The following is a 19,213-nucleotide window of genomic DNA, read 5'->3' on the forward strand; positions in this document are numbered from 1 at the left end:
AACGTACGCCGTCGGCCCGGACTCTTCCCCGATGAGTGCCGAGTTCCCCCACGACCCTGGAGAACGTTGAAACGGTCCCGCGAGAAGGCCGCGTCCGAGCTGTTCGCCGCCCTCTATCCGCGTCTCGCCGGCTGGTGCCGCCGGCTGGTCGACGACGACGAGACGGCCCACGAGATCGCCTCGGAGGCGTTCACCCGGCTCTGGGCCCGCTGGACGTCCGTCGCGGAACCGCGCGGCTTCCTCTACGTCACCGCGGCCAACCTCGTCCGGGACCACTGGCGCAAGCTGGAGCGCGAGCGCCGGGCCGTGCGCCGGGCGACGACCGAGGCGGCGGTGGCCCCGCACGCCGAACAGGCCGATCCTTCGGTACGACTGCTCGTGCAGTCCCTGCCCGAACGCCTGCGCGTCCCGATCCTGCTGCACTACTACGCTGACATGCCGATCCGGGAGGTGTCCGTGCTGACCGGACGCAAGGAAGGAACCGTCAAGGCCGACCTCCACACGGCCCGCGAACTGCTCCGCGCCCACCTGAGGAGAAGCCTTGATCACACACTCTGACGAGGGCCCCGAGCACGACCCCGAGGACCCCCTCACCCTCCTTCTGCGCCCCCCGGCCGAATACCTGGGCCCGCCCGCCGGCCGCTACGAGGCGATCCGCCGCGGCGCGTCCCGCCGCCGGCTCGTCCGCGCCGCCGCCGGTGCCGCCGTGACCTGCGGCGTCGCAGCCCTCGTCTTCCTGCCGCTGCGCCTTACGGCCACCGACACCCCCGGCACCCCGACGGTCCCGCTCGCCCCGCCCCCCGCGAGCAGCCCGTCGACGGTGCCCAGCCCCTCGGCCTCGCCCGAGGCCTCGGCCCCCACGAAGGCGCCGAGCGACAGCGCGGCCCCCGACAGGTCCGCCACCGCGGTCCCCGGCGAGCAGCGCTCCGCCACCCCGACCACCCGCACCATGCGGCCGTCGACGGAGCCGAGCCAGGAGCCCTCCCCCCAGGCCTCGATCACCGGGAGCCGCTCCTGAAAGGAGTTTTGAACACGTTCAGAAACAGGCGTACGCTGCCGCCATGAGCGACAGAGCCGCCCTGCTGAGGGGCATCCGCGCCTGGTTGGTCCTGTTCGTCGGCTGCCTGGTGCTGAGCGGCGCCACCGCCTTCCCCCTGGTGCACGAACTGCGCTGGACCGAGGACCTGTTGAGGTGGCTGTCCGTGCCGGACCACCTCCCGGTGCTCATGGAGTGGATCGAGCGCGTCCGGCGCGGACTCGACACCGCCGACGCCGACTACCCCTTCCTGCTCTACGGCACGGACTGGCTCGCCTTCGCCCACCTCGTGATCGCGGTCGCCTTCTACGGCCCCTACCGCGACCCCGTCCGCAACATCTGGGTCGTCGAGTTCGCGATGATCGCCTGCGCCGGCATCATCCCGCTCGCCCTGATCTGCGGCCCGATCCGGGGAATCCCGTTCTGGTGGTCGGTGATCGACATGTCCTTCGGGGTGTTCGGGGTGATCCCGCTGTACGTCGTCCGGCGGAAGATCAAGCACCTGGAGGCCTTCACGGCCCCGAACTCCGCCCCTTCGTTCGCTACTTGAGCGCGGCGAGCACGATCTTGGAGTCGGTCGAGACCGCCAGCTTCAGCACGGTCGCCGCCGTCACCACCTTCGTCGTCGAACCGGCCCGGAACCGGGCGTCCGGAGTGCACCCCCGCGCTGCCGCGGAACGTCGGCGGGGAGGGGGCGGGACCCCGACCGGTCCCGGAGTAAATCCCTTACGGGGCAATGGTGTTGTGGGGGATCGACCCTACGGGTGCCCGTCGCGCGCCGGAAAAGTGTTATCCGCGGGCACCTCGGCCGTCACCGACGGTGTGATCTCCGACATTGCCAACAGCGGGGGCCCGGCTGAAAGGGTGCGGGCATGAGGACGTATGCCGAGGTGGGACCGCACTGGCGGGCCACCATCACCGCCGCGCAGGCCGGCGACCGGCAGGCGTTGGACGAACTCGTCGCCGGCTGGCTGCCGCTGGTCTACAACGTCGTCGGCCGGGCCCTGAACGGGCACGCGGACGTCGACGACGTCGTCCAGGAGACCATGCTGCGCGCGGTCGACAACCTCGGTTCACTGCGCGACCCGGACAGCTTCCGGTCCTGGCTGATGGCGATCGCGATGCGCCAGATACGGGACCGTGCGCGCCGCAGATCGCCGCAGCAACTGGACGAGAGCGCGGCCCGGGAGGCCACCGACTTCGCCGAACTCACCGTGCTGCGGCTCCAGTTGGAGGGCCAGCGGCGCGAGGTCGCGGAGGCGGTGCGCTGGCTGGACGACGAGGACCGGCAGCTGCTGTCGCTGTGGTGGCTGGAGGTCGCGGGGGAGCTGACCCGGCGCGAGCTGGCCGCGGCCGTCGGCATCAGCCGCCAGCACGCGGCGGTCCGCGTCCAGCGGATGAAGGAGCGCCTGGAGACCTCGCGCGGGATCGTGCGCGCCCTCGACGGCGCCTGCCCGGAGCTGCGGGAGCTGACCGGCCGCTGGGACGGCCGCCCCGACTCCGTCTGGCGCAAGCGCCTGGCCCGGCACATCAGGGGCTGCGCCTACTGCGGCGACGCCCGCGAGTCCGTCGTACCGGCGGAGCGGCTGCTCGTGGGCATCGCGCTGGTCCCGCTCCCCGTCGGCTTCACGCTCTCGCTGGCCTTCGGCTCCAAGACGGCCGCGGCCGCCACCTCCGTCGGCTGGTCCGCGAAGCTGCTCGGCGTCCTGACCAAGCCCGCCGTCGCCGTCACCGCGGGCGCGACCATCGTCGCCGGTGGCGCCTACGTCGTCACGCAGCCCTCACCGACCCCGCCCCCGCGGGCCACGGCCACCCCCACCGCGGCGAGCACCCACCGACCGCCACCCGCGACACCCACGGCCTCACCGACGCCCTCCCCGTCACCGTCACGGACGAAGAAGACCGAGCTCTACGGCAGTGTCGTCGACGCCGTCGACACGGCGCCGGACCCCGACACCCCGCCCGCCGCCCTGCCGCACCGCCCCGAATCCGGCCTCACCAGCACCGGTGGCGCGCACGCCGTCATGAACCACCGCGGCGACAGCGTGACCCTCACCGGGCAGGGCTATGTCCTGGTCCGCTGGCAGATCACCCCGTCGTCCCGCTCCGGCAGCCTGGTCCCGCCCTCCTGGACCGGCCTGAAGGGCAAGCTCTTCCACGTGGCCTCGGGCGGCGGCCGCCGCATGGACGACCCCGTCAGCACCACCGACACCACGGCCACCGGCATGGGCAGCAAGGAGACGGGTTACGACGTCCTGCCCGCCGGCACCCAGCAGATGTGGCAGAACGAGTACTTCTACCTCGACGGCACGGTCACCCTCACCGTCAACGAACGCGGCGCCGACTACGGCCTCAGCGTCTTCCCCAGCAGCTGGGACGCGGCGGAGAAGGACGTCACCACCGGCCCCGCCCAGGGCGCGGGCCGCTACGGCCTGGTCCGCGACACCGGCAAGGACGACGCCCCGGTGCCGCAGTACGTCACCCGTGGGACGCCGTCCGATCCGGCGACCGTGCCTCAACGCTCCCGCGTGTAACCGCCGTCGCGCAGGGCGCACAGGACGTCGACGCGGTTCGTGGTGATCGAGTCGACGCCCATGTCGAGGAGTCGGCGGATGGAGCGGCGGGTGTCCGGGGTCCAGGCCGAGACCAGATAACCGGAGTGGTGGACGTAGGCGGTGAGGTCGTGGTCGAGGAGGGAGAAACGGAAGTTGAGCCAGCGGGGGCGGACCGCGTCCAGGAGCGCGGGGCGCGCCGGGGCCATCGTCGTGCGGGTCAGGGCGATCTCGGCGGACGGGTCGGCCGCCCGGACCGCGAGCATCTCCGGGGAGCCCGCGCAGTAGTAGACGCGGTCCTGGGCGCCGGCCTCGCGCACGGCGTCCACGACCCGGCGGGCCGCCTTCTCCTGCGTCGTGCCCGGCAGGTCGATCATCAGGCGGCCGCCGTCGGTCGCGGCCAGCGCCTCGGCCAGCGTCGGCACACCGCCGTCGGTGAGGCCGCGGACCTCGGCCGCCGACAGGGAGGCGAGGGGGCGTTCATGCCCCCACAGCCGCTCCAGCGTCTCGTCGTGCAGCAGCACCGGGACGCCGTCCCGGGTGAGCCGTACGTCGATCTCCACTGCGTCCGCGCCCCGGTCGAGCGCGGACCGCAGCGAGTCGATCGTGTTCTCGCGGACGCGGTAGGGGTCGCCGCGGTGGGCCACGGCGGTCACGTTCTGCATGGCGCCCATTGTGCTGGTGTCAGGGGGCGAGCCAACCCGCGGTGTACGTGTCGATCTCGTCCCGGATCCGGGCCTTGCCGGCCTCGTCGAGGAAGGAGGCGTCGACCGCGTTCTTCGCGAGCGCCGCGAGGCCCTGCTCGTCGAGGTCGAGGAGGCGGGCGGCCACCGCGTACTCGTTGTTCAGGTCGGTGCCGAACATCGGCGGGTCGTCGGAGTTGATCGTGACCAGGATCCCGGCCTTCACGAACTCCTTGATCGGGTGCTCGTCCAGGGTGCGGACCGCGCGCGTGGCGATGTTGGAGGTCGGGCACACCTCCAGCGGGATCCGCCGCTCGGCCAGGTGCTCCATGAGCCTCGGGTCCTGGAAGGAGTTGGTGCCGTGCCCGATGCGCTCCGCGCGCAGATCGGTCAGCGCGGCCCACACCGTCTCGGGGCCGGTGGTCTCGCCGGCGTGCGGCACGGAGCGCAGGCCGGCCGCGATCGCCCGGTCGAAGTACGGCTTGAACTGCGGGCGGGGTACGCCGATCTCGGGCCCGCCGAGCCCGAACGACACCAGCCCCTCGGGTCGCACCCTGTCCTCGGTCGCCAGCCGCGCCGTCTCCTCGGCGGCCTCCAGACCTGCCTCGCCGGGGATGTCGAAGCACCAGCGCAGCACGGTCCCGAACTCGGCCTCGGCCGCCTTGCGGGCGTCCTCGATCGCGGCCATGAACGCGAGCTCGTCGATGTTGCGGCGGGTCGAGGACCACGGGGTGACGGTCAGCTCGGCGTAGCGGACCTGCTGGCGGGCCAGGTCCCTCGCCACCTCGTAGGTGAGCAGTCGTACGTCTTCCGGGGTGCGGATCAGGTCGACCACGGACAGGTAGACCTCGATGAAGTGGGCGAAGTCCGTGAAGGTGAAGTAGTCGACCAGGGCCTCGGGGTCGGTGGGGACCCTGGAGTCGGGGTGGCGGGCGGCCAGTTCCGAGACGATGCGGGGGGAGGCGGAGCCGACGTGGTGGACGTGTAGTTCGGCTTTGGGCAGGCCGGCGATGAAGGCGTGCAGGTCTTGGGTGTTGCGGTCGGTCATGGGTTCTCCCCGGGGTGATCGGCTGATCGGTGAATCTGGGTCATGGTAGGCAGATCGCCCAAGGGGGTGGGGGGCTTGGTGGTTGGCGGGTGCAGGTCCGTGGGGGGCTGGTCGCGCAGTTCCCCGCGCCCCTGAAAGCCTTGACCGCACCGGCGGGGTACCAGGCAGCCGTAGCACCTGATCGACGATTTACCATGGCCTGACGAACGACTTAGGGGGACGGGGACGTGGCGGATCAGGCACAGCCAGGTGGGGGCGCGGGGCCCGAACAGGATCCGTGGGCGCCTCCGGAGCGGAAGACCTCGCTGGAGAAGGGCACGCAGTCGGCCGGGCCTCAGGATCAGCAGCCCTACTCGCAGGCCCAGTCGCCCGCCTCGCAGCCGCCTGCCGGGCAGCAGCAGCCGGCCATGCATGATCAGGCCACCGTGCCCTCCGTGCCCTCCGACGGCTTCGCGCCGCCCGGCACGGGTGCTCCCGGCGCCCCGGGATACGGCTACCCCGGCGCCCCCACCCCCGGCTACGGCACCCCTCCCTACGGCGCCCCCGGTCCGCAGAGCGGCTGGGCCGACTCCGCCGTACCGCCCCCGCCGATGGCCCCGGGCGGCCCCGGCCCCCAGGGTCCGCCGCCGCCCGGCGGATACGGCTACCCCGCCTACCCGCAGGGCTACGGCTGGCCCGGTATGCAGCCGCTGCCGCAGAACGGCATGGGTACCTCCGCGATGGTGCTGGGCATCCTGTCCTGCTGCCTCTTCTGCTTCTACGGCGTCGTCGGTCTCGTCCTCGGCGTGCTCGCCGTGGTCTTCGGCGTCAAGGGCAAGCGGCGGGCCGACCGCGGCGAGGCCACCAACCGGGGCCAGGCGCAGGCCGGCTTCATCACCGGCATCATCGGGATCATCCTGAGCCTGGCCATGGTCGTCCTGCTGGTCGTCGGCATCGTGCTCGCGATCAACGACAGCGACGACAGCTCGGACTACGACCCCTACTACAACTCGGCGCCCAGCATCTCGGCCGCGCTGCCGCACCAGGCCTGAGTCGGGTCACCGCAGCCGCTCCCGCGCCTCCATCAGCGCGAACCCCAGCAGGTTCGGCCCCCGCCACCGCTCCGGGTCCGCCGCGGCCTCGTCGTCCGCGGCGAGGCCGATGCCCCACACCCGGTCCACGGGGCTCGCCTCCACCAGCACCCGGTCCCCGGTGTTCAGCAGGAACTCCCGCAGCTCCGGGTGCGCGGCGAACTTGTGCACGCTGCCCTCGACGACGATCCGGAACCGCTCCCGCTCCCATATCGCCTCGTCGAAGCCGCGCACGAGCCGTCCCGCCTTCTTGGCGAGGGACGGGTGTCCCGCGGCCAGCGCGCGTGTCTCCGCCTCCGCGTCGCCGAAGAGCCGCGCTTTCCGCGCCATCATCCAGTGCTCGGCGGTCCCATAGGTCACCCCGTCCACTACGAACGGTGACGGCCACCACTGGCTCAGACAGCTCGGCCCTACTTGGCCGTCCGGTCGCGCGCGGTGTCCCCAGAAGTGCAGATACTTGATTCTCAGCCCCTCACGGACCGCACTGACCAGCGCTTCCCGCGAATCGATCTTCCCCGTGATCCTCTCCATGCACGCGAGTCTGGCAGGCACCACTGACACTCCGTCCCCCCTTTTCCGTGCTTACTCGACACCTGGTCGACAGATTCCGTCGCGTAACCGAAAGGCAACAACGGAATCACTTGTAGGAGTCCCTTTGCTCTGTCAGGATCGGCACTCAAATCGAGCTGGAGCTACGCCACCCGCCCCCATGGAGCCGCGGGGCGAAGGCGGAGGAGAGCGACATGCAGAACCCGGGCACCGCCACCCCGGAACGATTCCCGGCGCAGGACCGCTTCGCGGACGGCGCCCAGTTCATCGGAGGCCGGCTGACCAAGGGCACCTCGGGCCGCAGCTTCGCGGTCGTGGACCCCGCGACCGGCGAGGACGTCTACACGTACGAGCTGGCCGGCACGGACGACGTGGACGCGGCCGTCGCCGCGGCCCGTGCGGCCTTCCCCGGCTGGGCGGGCGCCACGCCGGGCGAGCGCTCGGACGCGCTGCACCGTTTCGCCGCGGTGCTCGCCGAGCGCGCGGAGGACTTCGCCCGTGCCGAGTCCCTGCAGTGCGGCAAGCCGCTGAAGCTGACGCGCGAGTTCGACGTGCCGGGGACCATCGACAACACCGCCTTCTTCGCGGGCGCCGCACGGCACCTTCAGGGGCAGTCCGCCGGTGAGTACTCCGGCGACCACACCTCGTACGTCCGGCGCGAGCCGATCGGCGTCGTGGGGTCGATCGCGCCCTGGAACTATCCCCTCCAGATGGCCGCCTGGAAGATCCTCCCGGCGATCGCCGCGGGCAACACCATCGTGCTCAAGCCCGCCGAGCTCACCCCGCTCACCTCGCTGCTGTTCGCCCAGGCCGCGACGGACGCGGGTATCCCGGACGGGGTCGTCAACATCGTCACGGGGACGGGCAGGGAGGCCGGTGAGCACCTCGTCGGGCATCCCGACGTGGCCATGACCTCCTTCACCGGGTCCACCGCCGTCGGCAAGCGGGTCGCCGAGGTCGCCACCGCGACCGTCAAGCGCCTCCATCTGGAGCTCGGCGGCAAGGCTCCCTTCGTGGTCTTCGACGACGCCGACCTGGAGGCCGCCGTCAACGGCGCGGTCGCCGGCTCGCTCATCAACACCGGCCAGGACTGCACGGCCGCCACGCGCGCGTACGTGCAGCGGCCGCTGTATGAGGCCTTCGTCGAGAAGACCGCCGCCCTCATGGAGACCGTCCGGGTCGGCGACCCCTTCGCCGCGGACACCGACCTCGGGCCGCTGATCTCACACGTCCAGCGCGACCGCGTCGCCGGTTTCGTCGAGCGGGCGCGTGCCTACGCGCGCGTGGTGACCGGCGGCGAGGCTCCTCAGGGAGATCTCAAGGACGGCGCGTACTATCGCCCCACCCTGGTCGCGGACGCCGCCCAGGACAGCGAGATCGTGCAGTCCGAGATCTTCGGGCCCGTGCTGGTGGTCCTTCCCTTCGACAGCGACGACGATGGGATCAGGCTCGCCAACGACACCCCGTACGGCCTCGCCGCCTCCGCCTGGAGCCGCGACGTCTTCCGGGCGAACCGCGCCACCCGCGAGATCAAGGCGGGCTGCGTGTGGATCAACGATCACATCCCGATCATCAGCGAGATGCCGCACGGCGGCTACAAGGCGTCCGGCTTCGGCAAGGACATGTCCGTGTACTCCTTCGAGGAGTACACGCAGATCAAGCACGTCATGTTCGACAACACCGCGGTGGCCAGGAAGGACTGGCACCGAACCGTCTTCGGGGACCGATAGAAGCAGCGCAGGCCGCCCGACCAGCGGCCGCCACTCCCGAAAGGGCACCAGCGCATGGAGCAGTACGAGCCCGACCGCCTCTCACCGGTCGTGGCGGCCGCGATGCGGCGCAGCCTGCAAAAGAGCCGGGCGGCGGCCACGTCCCGCCGGTCCCTGTTGCGCGCCTCCGCCGGCGGCGCGCTGGCCCTCGGCGGCCTCGCGACGCTGAGCGGCTGCGGCATCCCCGCGGCCGGAAAGACCAGCGGCGGAGTCTCCGCCGACGACCACTCGGCCAAGGAGAAGGTCGTCAACTTCTCCAACTGGCCCGAGTACATCGACGTGGACGACAGCGAGAAGCACCACCCGACGCTGGACCAGTTCCGCAAACGGACCGGCATCACGGTCAAGTACACCGAGGACATCAACGACAACGACGAGTTCTTCGGCAAGATCCAGCCGCAGCTCGCCGCCGGCCAGGACACCGGCCGGGACATCATCGTCCTCACCGACTGGCTGGCCGCCCGCATGATCCGCCTCGGGTACGTCCAGAAACTGGACGCGTCCAACCTGCCGCACGCCTTCGCCAACCTCTCGGACCAGTTCCGCAGCCCCGACTGGGACCCGGGCCGCGCCTACTCGTACGTGTGGCAGGGCATCTCGACTGTCGTTGCCTACAACAAGAAGGCGCTCGACGGCGTCGAGGTGAAGTCGGTCTCCGACCTGCTCGACAACCCCAAGCTCAAGGGCCGGGTCGGCTTCCTGACCGAGATGCGCGACACCGTCGGCATGACCATGCTCGACATGGGCAAGGACCCGGCGAAGTTCACCGACGACGACTACGACGCCGTCATCGCCCGGCTCCAGAAGGCCGTCGACAAGGGCCAGATCCGCCGCTTCACCGGCAACGACTACACGTCCGACCTCACCAAGGGCGACTTCGCCGCCTGCGTCGCCTGGGGCGGCGACATCATCCAGCTGCAGGCGGACAACCCGGACGTCGGCTACGTCATCCCCGAGAGCGGCTACCTGACGTCGACCGACAACATGCTGATCCCCAACAAGGCGCGCCACAAGACGAACGCCGAGCGGCTCATCGACTACTACTACGAGCCCGAGCCGGCCGCCGAACTCGCCGTCTACATCAACTACGTGAGTCCGGTCGCGGACGTGGAGCCGTACCTCGCCAAGCTCGACAAGTCGGCGGCGACCAATCCGCTGATCCTTCCCGACAAGGCCATGCAGGCGAAGTCCCACGCCTTCCGCTCGCTGACCTCGAAGGAAGAGACGGCCTACCAGCAGAAGTTCGCAAAGCTCACAGGGGCGTGACGAGGATGAAGACCACAGACAGCAGCGGCGACGTCCGCCTCTCCGGTATCGGCAAGACCTACGGCTCCTTCACCGCCGTACACCCGCTCGACCTGACCGTCCCGCAGGGCTCCTTCTTCGCCCTGCTCGGCGCGTCCGGCTGCGGCAAGACCACCACCCTGCGGATGATCGCGGGCCTGGAGGAGCCCACCAGCGGCACCGTGTTCCTCGGCGACGAGGAGGTCACCAACCTGCCGCCCTACAAGCGGCCGGTGAACACGGTCTTCCAGTCCTACGCCCTCTTCCCGCACCTCGACATCTTCGAGAACGTCGCCTTCGGCCTGCGCCGGCGCGGCATCAAGTCGGTGAAGAAGCAGGTCGAGGACATGCTGGAGCTCGTCCAGCTCGGTGAGCAGGCGCGCAAGAAGCCGCACCAGCTCTCCGGCGGCCAGCAGCAGCGGGTGGCCGTCGCCCGCGCGCTCATCAACCACCCCAAGGTGCTGCTGCTCGACGAGCCGCTCGGCGCCCTCGACCTCAAGCTGCGCCGCCAGATGCAGCTGGAGCTCAAGCGCATCCAGACCGAGGTCGGCATCACCTTCATCCACGTCACGCACGACCAGGAGGAGGCCATGACCATGGCCGACACGGTCGCCGTGATGAACGCGGGCCGCGTCGAGCAGCTCGGCTCGCCGAGCGACCTCTACGAGAACCCGAACACCACTTTCGTCGCCAACTTCCTCGGCACCTCCAACCTCATCGAGGCCGAGGTCGACACCAAGAGCGGCGACGACATCGTCCTCAAGGCGGGCGGCGGCAAGCTGGTGCTGCCCGAATCGCGATGTTCCGCGCCGACGAGCACCGGCGGCAAGGTGCTGGTCGGTGTGCGCCCCGAGAAGATCTCCCTCACCCACGCCGACGACGCGGGCGAGATCCCGGAGGGCCGCAACCGCATCACCGGCAAGATCGCCGACTCCAGCTTCATCGGCGTCTCCACCCAGTACGTCATCGACAGCCCCGTCTGCCCCGAGTTCGAGGTGTACGCGCAGAACATCGACCGCGACGCCCGCCTGCGGCCCGGCGCCGACGTCGTCCTGCACTGGAACCCGGCGCACACCTTCGGCCTGGACGCCGCCCAGGACATCGACGCCGGCGTCGCCGAGGTCGAGGAGGACGCCGCCTGATGGCCGCCGTCACCGAGGCGCCACCCCTGGCGCCCGCCCCCGAGAAGAAGCCGCCGCGCAAGCGGGGCCGCTGGACGCCGTACTGGCTCCTGCTGCCCGGCCTCCTGTGGCTGATCGTCTTCTTCGCCCTGCCGATGATCTACCAGGGCTCCACCTCCGTGCAGACGGGCTCCCTGGAAGAGGGCTACAAGGTCACCTGGCACTTCGCCACCTACTGGGACGCGCTGTCCGAGTACTGGCCGCAGTTCCTGCGCTCGCTCCTGTACGCCGGTGCCGCGACGATCCTGTGCCTGCTGCTGGGCTACCCGCTCGCGTACCTCATCGCCTTCCGCGCGGGCCGCTGGCGGAACCTGATCATGATCCTGGTGATCGCGCCGTTCTTCACCAGCTTCCTGATCCGCACGCTCGCCTGGAAGACCATCCTCGCGGACAGCGGCCCGGTGGTCGGCGCCCTCAACTCGCTGCACATCCTGGACCTCACCAACGCCCTCGGCTGGACCTCCGGCGACCGCGTGCTGGCCACACCGCTCGCGGTGGTCTGCGGACTGACGTACAACTTCCTGCCGTTCATGATCCTGCCGCTCTACACCTCGCTCGAGCGCATCGACGGGCGGCTGCACGAGGCCGCGGGCGATCTGTACGCCAAGCCGTTCACGACCTTCCGCAAGGTCACCTTCCCGCTGTCGATGCCGGGCGTGGTCTCCGGGACGCTGCTGACCTTCATCCCGGCGGCCGGCGACTACGTCAACGCGGAACTCCTCGGCTCCACCGACACCCGCATGATCGGAAACGTCATCCAGACGCAGTTCCTGCGCATTCTCGACTATCCGACGGCCGCGGCCCTGTCCTTCATTCTCATGGCCGCGATCCTGCTCATGGTCACCATCTACATCCGCCGGGCCGGGACGGAGGATCTGGTCTAAATGCCTGTCGTCAACTGGCTCAAGCGCCATTTCGTCGTCATCGCCGGACTGCTGACGCTCGGCTATCTGCTGCTGCCGAACGTCATCGTCACGGTGTTCTCCTTCAACAAACCGAAGGGGCGCTTCAACTACGAATGGCAGCAGTTCTCCACGGACGCCTGGAAGGACCCGTGCGGAGTCGCCGACATGTGCGGCTCGCTGTCGATCAGTCTCCAGATCGCCTTCTGGGCGACGGTCGGCGCGACGGTCCTCGGCACGATGATCGCCTTCGCCCTGGTCCGCTACCGCTTCCGCGCCCGCGGCTCCGTGAACTCGCTGATCTTCCTGCCGATGGCGATGCCCGAGGTGGTCATGGCGGCCTCGCTGCTCACCCTGTTCCTCAACCTGGGTGCACAGTTGGGTTTCTGGACGATCCTGATCGCCCACATCATGTTCTGCCTCAGCTTCGTCGTCGTCGCCGTCAAGGCACGCGTGATGTCGATGGACCCACGCCTGGAGCAGGCCGCGCAGGACCTCTACGCCGGCCCGGTGCAGACCTTCCTGCGGGTCACCCTGCCCATCGCGGCCCCCGGAATCGCGGCGGGCGCGCTGCTCTCCTTCGCGCTCTCCTTCGACGATTTCATCATCACCAATTTCAACGCGGGTTCGACCGTCACCTTCCCCATGTTCGTCTGGGGCTCGGCACAGCGCGGAACACCCGTTCAGATCAATGTCATCGGTACGGCCATGTTCCTGGTCGCCGTACTGTTGGTGCTTTCCTCGATGCTCATCAGCAATCGCCGGAACAAGCAAAAGGCATAACCGCAGAACCCTGGTAGGGAGTTGAAATCATGGCCCCAAGCGCCATGAACCGCTGGACAAAGTCCCTTTCCGACGCGCAGCCGGTCCCGTACTGGCTCGAAGACCCCGGCAAGCCCCACCCCGAGCCCGCGCTCACCGGCCCCGAGACCTGCGACCTGCTGGTCGTCGGCGGCGGCTACAGCGGACTGTGGACCGCGCTCATCGCCAAGGAGCGCGACCCGCGGCGGGATGTCGTCCTGCTGGAAGGCCGCGAGGTGGGCTGGGCCGCCTCCGGCCGCAACGGCGGCTTCTGCGCCGCCTCCCTCACCCACGGCCTGCCCAACGGCCTGGCCCGCTGGCCGGACGAGATCGGGCGGCTCCAGGAGCTGGGCGCCCGCAACCTCGACGAGATCGAGAAGGCGGTCGCCCGGCACGACCTGGACTGCGAGTTCGAGCGCACCGGCGAGATCGACGTGGCGACCGAGACGTACCAGGCGTGGGAACTGCGCGAGTGGTACGAGGAGATGGAGCGCGAGGGCCTGGCGGAGGGCGTCGAGTTCCTGGACGCCGAAGCGGTACGGGAACAAGTCGACTCACCGACATTCCAGGCCGGTGTGTGGGACCGCCGGGGCGTCGCCATGCTCAACCCCGCCAAGCTCGTCTGGGGCCTCAAGCGCGCCTGCCTCGCCCTCGGCGTCCGCGTCTACGAGCACACCCCCGCCCTCGACCTGAAGACCTACGGCGCCGGCATGGCCGTACGCACCCCGTACGGCTCGGTCCGCGCCCGCAAGGTCGCGCTCGGCACCAACATCTTCCCCAACCTGGTCAAGCGGGTGCGCTCGTACACCGTCCCGGTCTACGACTACGCCCTGATGACCGAGCCGCTCAGCGCGGAGCAGCTCGCCTCGATCGGCTGGAAGAACCGCCAGGGTCTCGGCGACAGCGCCAACCAGTTCCACTACTTCCGGCTGTCCGCCGACAACCGGATCCTGTGGGGCGGTTACGACGCCATCTACCCGTACGGCGGCCGGGTGCGCCGCGAGTACGACGACCGGCCTCAGACGTACGCCAAGCTCGCCGGGCACTTCTTCACCTGCTTCCCGCAGCTGGAGGGCGTCCGCTTCACGCACGCCTGGGGCGGCGCGATCGACACCTGCTCGCGCTTCTCGGCGTTCTTCGGCACCGCCCACCAGGGCAACGTCGCCTACGCCGCCGGCTACACCGGCCTGGGCGTCGGCGCCACCCGCTTCGGGGCCGACGTCATGCTCGACCTCCTGAGCGGCGAGGAGACCGAGCGCACCTCCCTCGAGATGGTCCGCAAGAAGCCGCTGCCGTTCCCGCCCGAGCCCTTCGCGTGGACCGGCATCGCGCTCACCAAGTGGTCGCTGGCCCGCGCGGACGCGCACGGCGGCCGGCGCAACCTGTGGCTGCGGACCATGGACAAGCTGGGCCTCGGCTTCGACAGCTGACGCCGGCCCGCGCGGGGCGGCGTGATCCAGTTCACTTGTAACTGGTCGGGCAAACCCGCGTAATGCCCGCCGGAGACCTCCCTCTCCCTCGTGACGCGACTCGCGTCGACGAGAGACAAGGGAGGTCTTCTCATGACTGGGGCGAAGACGGCAGTCGAGTGGCTGGCATCGGTAGCTCCCGATCCCGAGGCCTGCCGCTGGGAGTGGGAACGCAATCCCCTCGGGGTCGCGCTGCTGCCCGCGGGCAAGGCCTGGGACGTGCTCATCCTGCCCGCCGACCTCGGCTATCCGACGCTCGACGTGCTCACCCGGGTCATCGACCAACCCGGCCCGGTGCTGGTCGACTTCGGTGACGCCCGGATGGGCTTCTTCGTGCCGCCCGGCACCGCCGCGCGCTGGCTCGGCACCGGGATCCGCACGGCCGGGGCCGGCACCTGGATCGTCGTTCCCTACCCGGGCCGCTCCACCGGCGGGGTCCGCTGGCTGGTCCCGCCGGACGGCTCCGGCACCCTCACCGACCCGGCGCTCCTCGAACTGGCCATGCACGAGGCGGCGGCGGGCCTGGCCATGGAGGAGGACGGGAGGTCTTGACAACCCGGATTGGTCTGGACCAAGTTGAGTGCGCTCCACCCCTCCAATTCCCCCATGCCCGGAGGCACTTGTGGATCGCCCAAGACGCACCAGACCCGTCCTCGCCGCCCTCACGGCCGTACTCCTGGCCGTGCCCGGCATCACCGCGCTCTCGTCGGCCGCCCGTGCGGCCGACGCGGACCTGGCGCGCAACGGCGGCTTCGAGTCCGGCCTCGACGGCTGGAGCTGTACAGCAGGCAGTGGTACGACGGTCAACTCGCCGGTGCGCAGCGGCAGTTCGGCGCTCCAGGCGACCCCGGCCGGCAGCGACAACGCGCAGTGCGCGCAGACGGTGACCGTGCAGCCGAACTCGCAGTACACGCTGAGCGGTTACGTCCGCGGCTCCTACGTCTATCTCGGCGCGTCCGGCACCGGCACCACCGACGTCTCCACCTGGACCCAGTCCGCCCCCGACTGGCAGAAGCTCACCACGACCTTTACCACCGGTGCCGCCACCACCAAGGTGACCATCTACACGCACGGCTGGTACGGCACCGGTGCCTACTACGCCGACGACGTCTCCCTGGTCGGTCCGGGCGCCTCGACGGGACAGCCGCCGGCCGCCCCGACCGGCCTCAAGGCCGGCACCGTCACGTCCTCCTCGGTCGCCCTGTCCTGGACGGCGGTCACCGGCGCCACGGGCTACGCCGTCTACCGCGACGGCGCCAAGGTCCAGACGGCGAGCGGCACTTCGGCCACCGTGACCGGCCTGTCCCCGTCGACGGCGTACAGCTTCCAGGTCACCGCCATCAACGACGCCGGGGAGTCCGCGAAGTCGGCGGCGGTCACCGCGACGACGACCGCCTCGACCGGCGGCGGCTCCACCGACCTCCCCACCCACGCGCTGGTCGGCTACCTCCACGCGAGCTTCGCCAACGGCTCCGGCTACACGCGCGTGGCCGACGTCCCCGACAGCTGGGACGTCATCGACCTGGCCTTCGGCGAGCCGACCTCGGTGACCTCGGGCGACATCCGCTTCAACCGCTGCCCGGTGTCGGAGTGCCCGAACGTCGAGTCGGACGCGGACTTCAAGGCGGCGATCAAGGCCAAGCAGGCGGCCGGCAAGAAGGTGCTGATCTCCATCGGCGGTGCCAACGGCCAGGTCCAGCTGACCACGACCGCGGCCCGCGACACCTTCGTCTCCTCGGTCTCGAACATCATCGACACCTACGGACTCGACGGCCTGGACATCGACTTCGAGGGCCACTCGCTCTCCCTGAACGCCGACGACACCGACTTCAAGAACCCGAAGACCCCGGTGATCGTGAACCTGATCTCGGCGCTGAGGACCCTGAAGGCGAAGTACGGCAGCAAGTTCGTCCTGTCCATGGCCCCGGAGACCTTCTTCGTGCAGATGGGCTACCAGTACTACGGCACCGGCAAGTGGGGCGGCCAGGACCCGCGCTGCGGCGCGTACCTCCCGGTCATCTACGCCCTGCGCGACGACCTGACCCTGCTCCACGTCCAGGACTACAACTCGGGCCCGATCATGGGCCTCGACAACCAGTACCACTCCATGGGCGGCGCCGACTTCCACATCGCCATGACCGACATGCTGCTCACCGGCTTCCCGGTCGCGGGCGACGCGAACAACGTCTTCCCGCCCCTGCGCCCCGACCAGGTGGCGATCGGAATGCCGGCGTCGACCAACGCGGGCAACGGTTACGTGGCGCCGGCCGAGGTCGTGAAGACCCTGGACTGCCTGACGAAGAAGACGAACTGCGGCTCGTACCCGACCCACGGCACCTGGCCCGCCCTGCGCGGACTGATGACGTGGTCGGTCAACTGGGACCGCTACTCGAACTGGGAGTTCCAGCGGACGTTCGACGGCTATTTCGGCTGAGGAAGAGGCAGAACGCGGTGAGCAGCACGGTGCACAGGCACCAGCTGGCCACCACGTCCAGTGGCCAGTGGTAGCCGCGCCGGACCAGGCCGAAGGCGACGGCGAGGTTGAGGACGGCGCAGGCGATCACCAGTTCGCGGCGGAGGTAGGCGCTGCGCAGCCAGGGGAGGAGGAGCAGGGTCGCCGCGCCGTAGGCGATGGCGGCGGTCGCGGTGTGACCGGAGGGGTAGTAGCCGGTGGCCGGCGGTACGGCCGGGGTGCCCGGGCGGTCGACCAGCACCTTGAGCGGCACGATCAGCGCCGGGACCAGCGCCATCAGGACGGCGGCCGCGAGCGGTGGCAGCCACCAGCGGGGCGTCCCGGCGCCACGGCCGCGCCAGGCGACGTAGACGAGGACGAGGGCGAGCACCGGGACCGCGATCTGGACATTGCCGAGGTCTGCGAGGAGTTCGGAGAAGCGGTCCGGGTGGACGAGGGCCCGGCTGACCCGCTCGTCGACGCGCAGCAGCAGGCCGTCGGAGACGACCTGCCAGGTGATCAGCGCGAAGAGGAGGGCGGGAAGCCCGAGAAGGAGGAGGAAGGTCGGCCGCCCCGGAACAGGGGGGGTGGTTCCGAGGCGGCCGTCCAGACCGGATCGACGCCCACCCCGGGGGGTTTGGGGCGGGCGACTGTCCGATCGGTGAGGAGATCCGGAGCCGGAAGCTCCGGGTGTGTGCGCGAGGGCACGACCAGGTCGTAGCTGGGGAGGCCACGCCCTGATGTCACCCACAGTCCCCTGTGGGCGGGGTGTATCTCTCATCTGGGTAGAACCTACGGCAGGGGGTGGCCGGAAGACAGGCGGAATCGCGTCCCGTCATGCACCCCGCACACGTTCTTCACACGGCCTGACGCCAGCCGCCCCAGCCCCGGAATCGCAGTGATCGCAAGGGCTGGGACGGATGGGGCGCAGGAGGTCGGCATCCTGTGCGTGAGCTGCGGATTCCGTTTGGTTCAGATCCGCGCGAAGGCCTGCTCGATGATGTCGAGACCTTCGTTGAGCAGGTCCTCGCCGATGACCAGCGGGGGCAGGAAGCGGAGGACGTTTCCGTAGGTGCCACAGGTCAGGACCAGCAGGCCCTCCTGGTGGCAGGCCTTGGCGAGGGCGGCGGTCGCCTCCGGGTTCGGCTCCTTGGTGCCCCGGTCCTTCACCAGCTCGATCGCGATCATCGCGCCCCGTCCGCGCACATCACCGACGATGTCGAACTTCTCGGCCATCGCGCCGAGGCGGGCCTTCATGATCGCCTCGATGTTCTTCGCCTTGGCGTTGAGGTCGAGCTCCTTCATCGTCTCGATGGAGCCGAGCGCACCGGCGCAGGCGACGGGGTTACCGCCGTAGGTCCCACCGAGCCCGCCCGCGTGGGCGGCGTCCATGATCTCGGCGCGCCCGGTGACGGCGGCGAGCGGCAGGCCACCGGCGATGCCCTTGGCGGTGGTGATCAGGTCCGGGACGATCCCCTCGTCCTCGCACGCGAACCACTGCCCCGTACGGCAGAACCCGCTCTGGATCTCGTCCGCGACGAAGACGATGCCGTGGTCGGCGGCGAACTTGCTGATCGCGGGCAGGAAGCCCTTGGCGGGCTCGATGAAGCCGCCTTCACCCAGCACCGGCTCGATGATGATCGCGGCGACGTTGTCCGGGCCGACCTGCTTCGTGATCTGGTCGATGGCCTGCGCGGCGGCCTCCGGACCGGCGTTCTCCGGGCCGGTGGGCCAGCGGTAGCCGTAGGCGACGGGGACGCGGTAGACCTCGGGCGCGAAGGGGCCGAAGCCGTGCTTGTACGGCATGTTCTTGGCGGTGAGGGCCATGGTGAGGTTGGTGCGCCCGTGGTAGCCGTGGTCGAACACGACCACGGCCTGCCGCTTCGTGTACGCACGCGCGATCTTCACGGCGTTCTCGACGGCCTCGGCGCCGCTGTTGAACAGGGCCGACTTCTTGGCGTGGTCACCCGGGGTCAGCTCGGCCAGCGCCTCCGCGACCTCCACGTAGCCCTCGTAGGGGGTGACCATGAAACAGGTGTGGGTGAAGTCGGCGAGCTGGGCGCCGGCACGGCGTACGACGGCCTCGGCGGAGGCGCCGACGCTCGTCACCGCGATGCCGGAACCGAAGTCGATCAGACGGTTGCCGTCGACGTCCTCGATGATCCCGCCGCCCGCGCGCGCGGTGAACACGGGCAGCACGGAGCCCACGCCCTGCGCGACCACGGCGGTACGGCGGGCCTGCAGCTCCTGCGACTTCGGACCGGGGATGGCGGTGACGACGCGGCGCTCCTGCGGAAGTGCGCTCATGAGGGGCTCCTGGGTGTTGCGGATCTTACGGATGACCGGTTGGCCTTTACGGACCCTTGCCTTCTTTTCTCGCAGGCTAGGACGGGGAGTGGGGGGTGGGCATGCTCCAT

At 70.1% G+C, this 19,213-nt stretch carries 18 protein-coding genes and 1 pseudogene; 13 read left to right on the forward strand and 6 right to left on the reverse strand.

The genetic code is table 11. From position 1 onward, the window contains the following. Positions 1-66: 66 nt before the first annotated feature. The 3 genes from ACQEWB_RS35375 to ACQEWB_RS35385 are packed head-to-tail and all read left to right on the forward strand — an operon-like array spanning position 67 to position 1,586. Entirely contained in the window at positions 67-558 is a 492-nt protein-coding gene (locus tag ACQEWB_RS35375) for an RNA polymerase sigma factor (RefSeq protein ID WP_432838351.1), read from the forward strand. Then, positions 542-1,018: a hypothetical protein gene (locus ACQEWB_RS35380; RefSeq protein WP_432838353.1), complete on the forward strand. Its 477-nt coding sequence runs from the start codon at positions 542-544 to the stop codon at positions 1,016-1,018. The genes ACQEWB_RS35375 and ACQEWB_RS35380 overlap by 17 nt, the downstream gene beginning before the upstream one ends. 43 nt (positions 1,019-1,061) lie before the next feature. Further along, positions 1,062-1,586, forward strand: coding sequence for a hypothetical protein (locus ACQEWB_RS35385; RefSeq protein ID WP_432838355.1), 525 nt, complete (start codon positions 1,062-1,064; stop codon positions 1,584-1,586). Positions 1,587-1,620: 34 nt separating this feature from the next. On the opposite strand, the pseudogene ACQEWB_RS35390 reads toward ACQEWB_RS35385, so the two are convergent. Beyond that, a pseudogene (locus ACQEWB_RS35390) lies at positions 1,621-1,695 on the reverse strand (hypothetical protein); the annotation flags it as partial. 213 nt (positions 1,696-1,908) lie between these two features. Between ACQEWB_RS35390 and ACQEWB_RS35395 the strand changes: the two are divergent. Beyond that, positions 1,909-3,570 (forward strand): RNA polymerase sigma factor, encoded by a 1,662-nt coding sequence (locus ACQEWB_RS35395; RefSeq protein ID WP_432838357.1) that lies wholly within the window; start codon positions 1,909-1,911, stop codon positions 3,568-3,570. On the opposite strand, the gene ACQEWB_RS35400 is transcribed toward ACQEWB_RS35395, so the two are convergent. Continuing rightward, positions 3,552-4,253, reverse strand: coding sequence for a glycerophosphodiester phosphodiesterase (locus tag ACQEWB_RS35400; RefSeq protein WP_432838359.1), 702 nt, complete (start codon positions 4,251-4,253; stop codon positions 3,552-3,554). The genes ACQEWB_RS35395 and ACQEWB_RS35400 overlap by 19 nt on opposite strands. A 19-nt stretch (positions 4,254-4,272) precedes the next feature. Continuing rightward, positions 4,273-5,319 (reverse strand): adenosine deaminase, encoded by a 1,047-nt coding sequence (locus tag ACQEWB_RS35405; RefSeq protein WP_432838361.1) that lies wholly within the window; start codon positions 5,317-5,319, stop codon positions 4,273-4,275. 227 nt (positions 5,320-5,546) lie between these two features. On the opposite strand from ACQEWB_RS35405, the gene ACQEWB_RS35410 reads away from it, so the two are divergent. Beyond that, the gene (locus ACQEWB_RS35410) at positions 5,547-6,350 is read left to right on the forward strand and encodes a DUF4190 domain-containing protein (RefSeq protein ID WP_432838363.1); all 804 of its coding nucleotides are present in this window, start codon (positions 5,547-5,549) and stop codon (positions 6,348-6,350) included. A gap of 6 nt (positions 6,351-6,356) precedes the next feature. Here ACQEWB_RS35410 and ACQEWB_RS35415 read toward each other — a convergent pair whose 3' ends face one another. Further along, the gene (locus tag ACQEWB_RS35415; RefSeq protein ID WP_432838365.1) at positions 6,357-6,920 is read right to left on the reverse strand and encodes an NADAR family protein; all 564 of its coding nucleotides are present in this window, start codon (positions 6,918-6,920) and stop codon (positions 6,357-6,359) included. A 212-nt stretch (positions 6,921-7,132) separates the two neighbouring features. Between ACQEWB_RS35415 and ACQEWB_RS35420 the strand changes: the two genes are divergently transcribed. The 8 genes from ACQEWB_RS35420 (at position 7,133) to ACQEWB_RS35455 (ending at position 16,778) form a co-directional block, all read left to right on the forward strand. Further along, on the forward strand, positions 7,133-8,668 hold the full coding sequence (locus tag ACQEWB_RS35420; RefSeq protein WP_432838367.1) for a gamma-aminobutyraldehyde dehydrogenase: 1,536 nt from the start codon (positions 7,133-7,135) through the stop codon (positions 8,666-8,668). 54 nt (positions 8,669-8,722) lie between these two features. After that, the gene (locus tag ACQEWB_RS35425; RefSeq protein WP_432838369.1) at positions 8,723-9,973 is read left to right on the forward strand and encodes an ABC transporter substrate-binding protein; all 1,251 of its coding nucleotides are present in this window, start codon (positions 8,723-8,725) and stop codon (positions 9,971-9,973) included. Then, positions 9,970-11,133 carry an ABC transporter ATP-binding protein gene (locus ACQEWB_RS35430; RefSeq protein WP_432838371.1) on the forward strand — a complete coding sequence of 388 codons (1,164 nt, stop codon included), beginning with the start codon at positions 9,970-9,972 and terminating at the stop codon, positions 11,131-11,133. The genes ACQEWB_RS35425 and ACQEWB_RS35430 overlap by 4 nt, the downstream gene beginning before the upstream one ends. After that, positions 11,133-12,056: an ABC transporter permease gene (locus ACQEWB_RS35435; RefSeq protein WP_432838373.1), complete on the forward strand. Its 924-nt coding sequence runs from the start codon at positions 11,133-11,135 to the stop codon at positions 12,054-12,056. Before ACQEWB_RS35430 ends, ACQEWB_RS35435 begins: the two co-directional genes overlap by 1 nt. After that, positions 12,057-12,857, forward strand: a complete 801-nt coding sequence (locus tag ACQEWB_RS35440) for an ABC transporter permease (protein WP_432838375.1) — start codon at positions 12,057-12,059, stop codon at positions 12,855-12,857. A 29-nt stretch (positions 12,858-12,886) separates the two neighbouring features. Then, positions 12,887-14,305, forward strand: coding sequence for an NAD(P)/FAD-dependent oxidoreductase (locus ACQEWB_RS35445; RefSeq protein WP_432838377.1), 1,419 nt, complete (start codon positions 12,887-12,889; stop codon positions 14,303-14,305). A 132-nt stretch (positions 14,306-14,437) separates the two neighbouring features. Continuing rightward, complete coding sequence (locus ACQEWB_RS35450; RefSeq protein WP_432838379.1) at positions 14,438-14,896, forward strand: hypothetical protein; 459 nt, start codon at positions 14,438-14,440, stop codon at positions 14,894-14,896. 70 nt (positions 14,897-14,966) lie between these two features. After that, a complete protein-coding gene (locus tag ACQEWB_RS35455) occupies positions 14,967-16,778 on the forward strand; it encodes a chitinase (RefSeq protein WP_432838381.1) in 1,812 nt (603 codons plus the stop codon). Here the strand turns inward: ACQEWB_RS35455 and ACQEWB_RS35460 are convergent. Continuing rightward, positions 16,717-17,547: a phosphatase PAP2 family protein gene (locus ACQEWB_RS35460; RefSeq protein WP_432838383.1), complete on the reverse strand. Its 831-nt coding sequence runs from the start codon at positions 17,545-17,547 to the stop codon at positions 16,717-16,719. The genes ACQEWB_RS35455 and ACQEWB_RS35460 overlap by 62 nt on opposite strands. Positions 17,548-17,768: 221 nt before the next feature. After that, positions 17,769-19,103 carry a 4-aminobutyrate--2-oxoglutarate transaminase gene (gene gabT, locus ACQEWB_RS35465; protein WP_432838385.1) on the reverse strand — a complete coding sequence of 445 codons (1,335 nt, stop codon included), beginning with the start codon at positions 19,101-19,103 and terminating at the stop codon, positions 17,769-17,771. Positions 19,104-19,213 lie beyond the last annotated feature (110 nt).

The sequence above is a fragment of the Streptomyces sp. CA-249302 genome (genome assembly GCF_050936785.1).
In the GTDB taxonomy this organism is placed as follows: Bacteria; Actinomycetota; Actinomycetes; order Streptomycetales; family Streptomycetaceae; genus Streptomyces.